The organism is Polaromonas sp. P3_C2, assembly GCF_056402675.1.
In genome coordinates this window covers 1-5468 of the sequence record NZ_JBFUGX010000273.1, presented here as the reverse complement: position 1 = coordinate 5468, position 5468 = coordinate 1, and the positions used below count along the sequence as shown (strand labels likewise).

Annotated in this window: 4 protein-coding genes and 1 pseudogene; all 5 read right to left on the bottom strand. The window is 62.8% G+C overall.

The genetic code is table 11. From position 1 onward, the window contains the following. Positions 1-986, bottom strand: a 986-nt coding sequence (murC, locus tag AC1DWI_RS12725; RefSeq protein ID WP_477724946.1) for a UDP-N-acetylmuramate--L-alanine ligase, incomplete at its 3' end; no start/stop codon positions are given. Further along, positions 983-2066: pseudogene (gene murG, locus AC1DWI_RS12720) on the bottom strand (undecaprenyldiphospho-muramoylpentapeptide beta-N-acetylglucosaminyltransferase). The pseudogene murG and the gene murC, both read right to left, overlap by 4 nt. Beyond that, positions 2063-3319 (bottom strand): putative lipid II flippase FtsW, encoded by a 1257-nt coding sequence (ftsW, locus tag AC1DWI_RS12715; protein WP_477668402.1) that lies wholly within the window; start codon positions 3317-3319, stop codon positions 2063-2065. Before ftsW ends, murG begins: the two are co-directional and overlap by 4 nt. After that, positions 3316-5115, bottom strand: coding sequence for a UDP-N-acetylmuramoyl-L-alanine--D-glutamate ligase (murD, locus tag AC1DWI_RS12710; protein ID WP_477668403.1), 1800 nt, complete (start codon positions 5113-5115; stop codon positions 3316-3318). Before murD ends, ftsW begins: the two co-directional genes overlap by 4 nt. Positions 5116-5120: 5 nt before the next feature. After that, positions 5121-5468 (bottom strand): MraY family glycosyltransferase (locus tag AC1DWI_RS12705; RefSeq protein WP_477724945.1); only part of this gene is annotated, 348 nt, incomplete at its 5' end.

The following is a 5468-nucleotide window of genomic DNA, read 5'->3' as shown; positions in this document are numbered from 1 at the left end:
CCGCCGCCCTTGGCCGGCATGTCCCCGTAACTCTGGAAGCGCCGCCCGACGCCCCGGAATTCAGCCAGCGCTTTCTGTACTGCCGCGTCGGGCACGTTGAGCTCAACGGCAATGGCAATAGCCGACAGGGCATTGAGCACGTTGTGCTCGCCGGCCAGGTTGAGCACCACGTCCATGTCGGGCAAGGTCACGCCATTGCGGCGCTGTGCCGTGAAATGCATTTGTGCGCCCACCGGCCGCACATTGACGGCGCGCACCTGCGCATCTTCGCCGAAACCATAGCTGGTAATGGGGCAGGAAACCTGCGGCAGGATGTCGCGCACAGCCGGGTCGTCGGTGCACAAGATCGCCGTTCCGTAAAAAGGCATGCGGTGCAGGAAGTCGACAAAAGCTTTCTTGAGGTTGCCGAAATCGTGACCGTAAGTCTCCATGTGGTCAGCGTCGATGTTGGTGACGACAGCCATTACGGGCAGCAGGTTCAGGAACGAAGCATCCGATTCGTCAGCTTCGACCACGATGTAGTCGCCCGAGCCGAGCTTGGCGTTGGCACCGGCGCTGTTGAGGCGCCCGCCGATCACAAAGGTCGGGTCCAGGCCGCCCTCGGCCAGCACGCTGGCGACCAGGCTGGTGGTGGTGGTTTTGCCGTGCGTCCCGGCAATCGCGATGCCCTGCTTCAGGCGCATCAGTTCGGCCAGCATCAGCGCGCGCGGCACCACGGGAATGCGTTTTTCACGCGCCGCCAGCACCTCGGGGTTGTCGGCCTGTACGGCGGTGGATGTCACCACGGCGTCAACCATCTCAAGGTTGCCGGCGGTGTGGCCGACGAAGGTCTTGATGCCGAGCTTGCCCAGGCGTCGCAGCGTTGGGCTGTCTGACAGGTCAGACCCCGAAATGACGTATCCCAGGTTGTGCAGCACCTCTGCAATGCCAGACATGCCGGCGCCGCCCAGACCGATGAAGTGAATGTTTTTGATGGCGYGTTTCATGTCGCCAGCTCCTCACAAGCGGCCACCACACGGGCCGTGGCTTCAGTTTTTTGCATGGTTTTGGCCTGTAAGGCTTTCTGGACAAGCGCAAGCCGCTCTGTTTTTTTGTAGCATTTCTGCCAGCATTCCGGCGCTGAGGTCGCGCTGCTGGATCAGCCATCCGCCTCCCTGGTCGACCAGGAACTTCGCGTTGACTGTCTGGTGGTCGTCGACCGCAGCGGGAAAAGGCACGAACACTGCCGCAGCGCCCACCGCAGCGATTTCCGTGACCGTACTGGCGCCAGCGCGGCAAATGATCAGGTCGGCATCGGCGAAGGCCTTCGCGGTGTCTTCAATGAAAGGCGTGAGCTCGGCCGATACGCCAGCCGCCGCATAGTTGGCGCGCAATTCTTCAATCTGCAGCGCGCCGCTTTGGTGGAGGACCTGTGGTCGTTCTGCTTCAGGGATCAGTGCGAGGGCTTTGGGTACCAGCTCGTTCAACCCCCGGGCGCCCAGGCTCCCGCCGATCACCAGCAGTTTCAGGGGACCGCTGCGTCCGGCAAAACGCTCTTGCGGGTCGGGCTGCCGGGTAAATGCTGGCCGCAGTGGGTTGCCCACCCATTCGGCTTTGGGCAACACACCCGGAAATGCGGTGAAGACGCGGTCAGCCACACTCGCCAGCACCTTGTTGACCATACCCGCCACCGAATTCTGCTCGTGCAGAACCAGGGGCTTACCCAACAGCACACTCATCATCCCGGCCGGAAAACTGATGTAGCCGCCCAGGCCGACCACCACATCGGGCTTGACGCGGCGTACCACCTGGATGCTTTGCCAAAACGCCTTGAGCAGGCGCAGGGGCAGGAATGCCAGCGTGACCGGCCCTTTGCCCCGCACACCGGAAAAATCAATCGATTCGAAAGGGAAGCCGCGGGGCGGCACCAGCTGGCTTTCCATGCTGGGGCGAACTGCGCTGCCACGCCCGCCCAGCCAGTGCACCCGCCAGCCGCGCTCCCGCAGGGCCTCAGCCACGGCCAGGCCCGGGAAAATGTGCCCGCCCGTTCCTCCGGCCATCACCAAAGCACAGTGTTGCTTGCTCATGCGCGGCCTCCTCTCATGAGCAGGCGATTCTCATAGTCAATCCTCAGCACCACGGCCAAAGAAATCAGGTTCATCAGAATCGCCGAACCACCGTAACTCATCAACGGCAGCGTGAGGCCCTTGGTCGGCAGCGCACCGAGGTTCACGCCAATGTTGATGAAGGTCTGGAAACCTATCCAGATGCCAACGCCTTGCGCCACCAGACCGGCAAACAGGCGGTCCAGGGCAATCGACTGGCGACCGATGTGCATGATGCGGCGGGTCATCCACATGAACATGCCGATCACAGCCAGCACACCCAACAGGCCAAACTCTTCGCCAATCACGGCCATCAGGAAGTCGGTGTGCGCTTCGGGCAGCCAATGCAGCTTCTCAATGCTGCCGCCCAGACCCACACCGAAAATCTCGCCGCGGCCGAAGGCAATCAGGGAGTGGGAGAGCTGGTAGCCCTTGCCCATGGAGTATTTATCGCTCCACGGGTCGAGGTAGGCAAAGATACGCTCACGCCGCCATTCGCTGAGCATCACCATCAGGCTGAAGGCAACCACCACCACAGCCGCGATGACAAAGAACATGCGGGCATTGACACCGCCCAGGAAGAGAATACCCATCGCAATGACCGAGATCACCATGAACGCGCCCATGTCGGGTTCGGCCAGCAATAGCAATCCGACAATTGCTATGGCCACAGCCATGGGCATCACCGCGCGGAAGAAGCGCTCTTTCACTTCCATCTTGCGGACCATGTAATCGGCCGCATAGAGAAGCACCGCGAATTTCGCGAGCTCTGAAGGCTGAAAGTTCATGATGCCCAGCGAAATCCAGCGGCGGGCGCCGTTCACGCCTTTTCCGATAAACGGCACCAGGACCAGTATCAGCAGCAACAGGGAGAGGACAAACAGCCAGGGCGCCAGTTTTTCCCATGTGGCCAGCGGCACCTGGAATGCCAGGACGGCGACGATGAGAGCGACCACCAGCGACAACACATGGCGCAGCAGGAAATGGGTATGCGCATAGCGCGCGAATTTGGGGTTGTCGGGCATGGCCACGGAAGCTGAATACACCATCACAAGGCCCCACATCAGCAAGGCCACGGTGACCCACAGCAGCGCCTGGTCAAAACCGGCCATGCGAACAGGAGGTGCGGCCAGCGTCTGTGGCCGGCTGTGTCCGCCAAGCCGCACGGGAAGGACTTCCGACGCGGCCTTGCCGACACCGGAGAACCAGCCGAAAAAGCGCACGACAGCCGTCACAGCACATGCCCCTGTTCTTGCGCCAGCGCCTGCACGGCGTCGCAAAAGACCTTGGCCCGGTGCTCGTAGTTGTCGAACATGTCGAAGCTTGCACAGGCCGGCGACATCAGGACGGCTTCACCGGTCTGTGCCTGCTGCGCGGCCAGGGTGACCGCTTCCTCCATGGATGCRGCGTCGAACACTGGAATATTGCGGGGCAAGACCTCCTTGATGAGAGGCGCATCGCGCCCTATCAGCACCACGGCCCGGACGTGGCGTTGCACCGGGTCGGCCAACGGTGAGAAGTCCTGCCCCTTGCCTTCGCCGCCCAGAATGAGCACCAGCTTGCGCTCYAGTCCCAACCCTGTCAGAGCCGCCACGGTGGCGCCCACGTTGGTGCCCTTGCTGTCGTCGAAGTATTCAACGTCATTAACGACAGCCACCGACTCCACGCGATGGGGCTCACCGCGGTATTCGCGCAGGCCGTGCAGCATGGGGGCGAGGTTGCAGCCCGCAGCCACAGCCAGGCCCAGCGCGGCCAGGGCGTTGGTGGCGTTATGCCGCCCGCGTATGCGAAGGGCTTCGATAGGCATCAGGCGCTGCACGTGCAGCTCTACCTCTTCGTCCTTGCGGCGCTTGATGGTTTCGTCGGCCTCGGCCGCGCGCACCAACCAGGTCATGCCATTGACGGTTTCGATGCCGTAGTCGCCGGGGCGCTGCGGCTCGCCGGCGCCGAAGGTCGCATGGGGGCGCACCTGGGGCGGCTTCAGGCGCACCTTGACGGGCGGCGGCAGCATGGCCATCACGCGAGCGTCATCGCGATTGAGCAGCATGAAGGTGCTGGCACCGAAGACCCTGGCTTTCGCCGCGACGTAGGCGTCCATGTCGCCGTGCCAGTCCAGATGGTCCTGCGTGATGTTGAGCACCACGGCGGCCGTTGGCTCAAAGCCGTGCACATCGGCGAGCTGGAAACTGGACAGCTCCAGCACCCAGACTTGCGGCAGGGTTTGCGCATCCATATGGGCCGACAGCGTGTCGAGCAGCGTCGGGCCGATGTTGCCTGCCACGGCCACCGTTTTCCCGGCGCGCTGCACCAGTTGGCCCAACAGCGAGGTCACCGTGGTTTTGCCGTTGGTTCCCGTGATGGCCAACACTTCGGGCCGGTAGCCGGTGGGCTTTTCCGGCGGCACAAGACCCAGTAATTCAGGGGTTGCAACCCTTTCGCTCGCTTCTTCAAGGGCGACTGACCCGCCCTCTGGTGTGCTGTCTGCCGCATCTGGCAGAACCTCTGTGTCGTCGGAGGCACCGGCTGGCACAGAGGTTTCGCCCGCGAGCGAATCAGCTACAGCCATCGCATCGGGCACGTCCGTTCCATCTGATGATTCGGATGACAGCGACTCAGGCACCGGCTCCGGGAGTGCGGGAGGTGCCTCAGTTTCAGGCTCGTCTTCCACCGCCTCTGCGGCAGGGACATCGCGGAGATCGGCAAGAGCCAGGGAGAACAGATCAAGCTCACCCCCAACCGGCAAACCGATCTCGCGCGCAGCCTCCACCACAGGGGCGATCACTGCAGGCGCCAGCCCCGGCGAACGGTAGACAGCACGCACGGCAGTACCTTGCACCAGCGCTGGCGTAAAAGCACCGCCGATGAACGTGACGCCCGGCAATTCCTGTCGCAACGTTGCGAGCAAGGAAGGCGCCTCGCGCGTATCGGCGACCGTGACCGAAGCGCCATGGCGCACGCACCAGCGCGCCATGGCGAGGCCGGACGCGCCCAGGCCCAGAATCAACACGGTTTGGTCTTGCAAATGCCGCATGCCTGTTACCTGAGCTTCAAGGTGGAAAGACCGATGAGGCACAACAGCATGGTGATGATCCAGAAACGGACAACCACTTGGGTTTCTTTCCAGCCGCTTTTCTCGAAGTGATGGTGCAGCGGCGCCATCTTGAGGATGCGGCGGCCTTCACCGTAGCGCTTCTTCGTGTACTTGAACCAGGTCACCTGCATCATCACGGAGAGCGCCTCGACAACGAAGATGCCGCCCATGATGGCCAGCACGATTTCCTGGCGCACGATGACCGCGATGGTGCCCAGCGCGGCGCCCAGCGCCAGCGCGCCCACGTCGCCCATGAAGACCTGAGCCGGGTGCGTGTTGAACCACAGAAATTC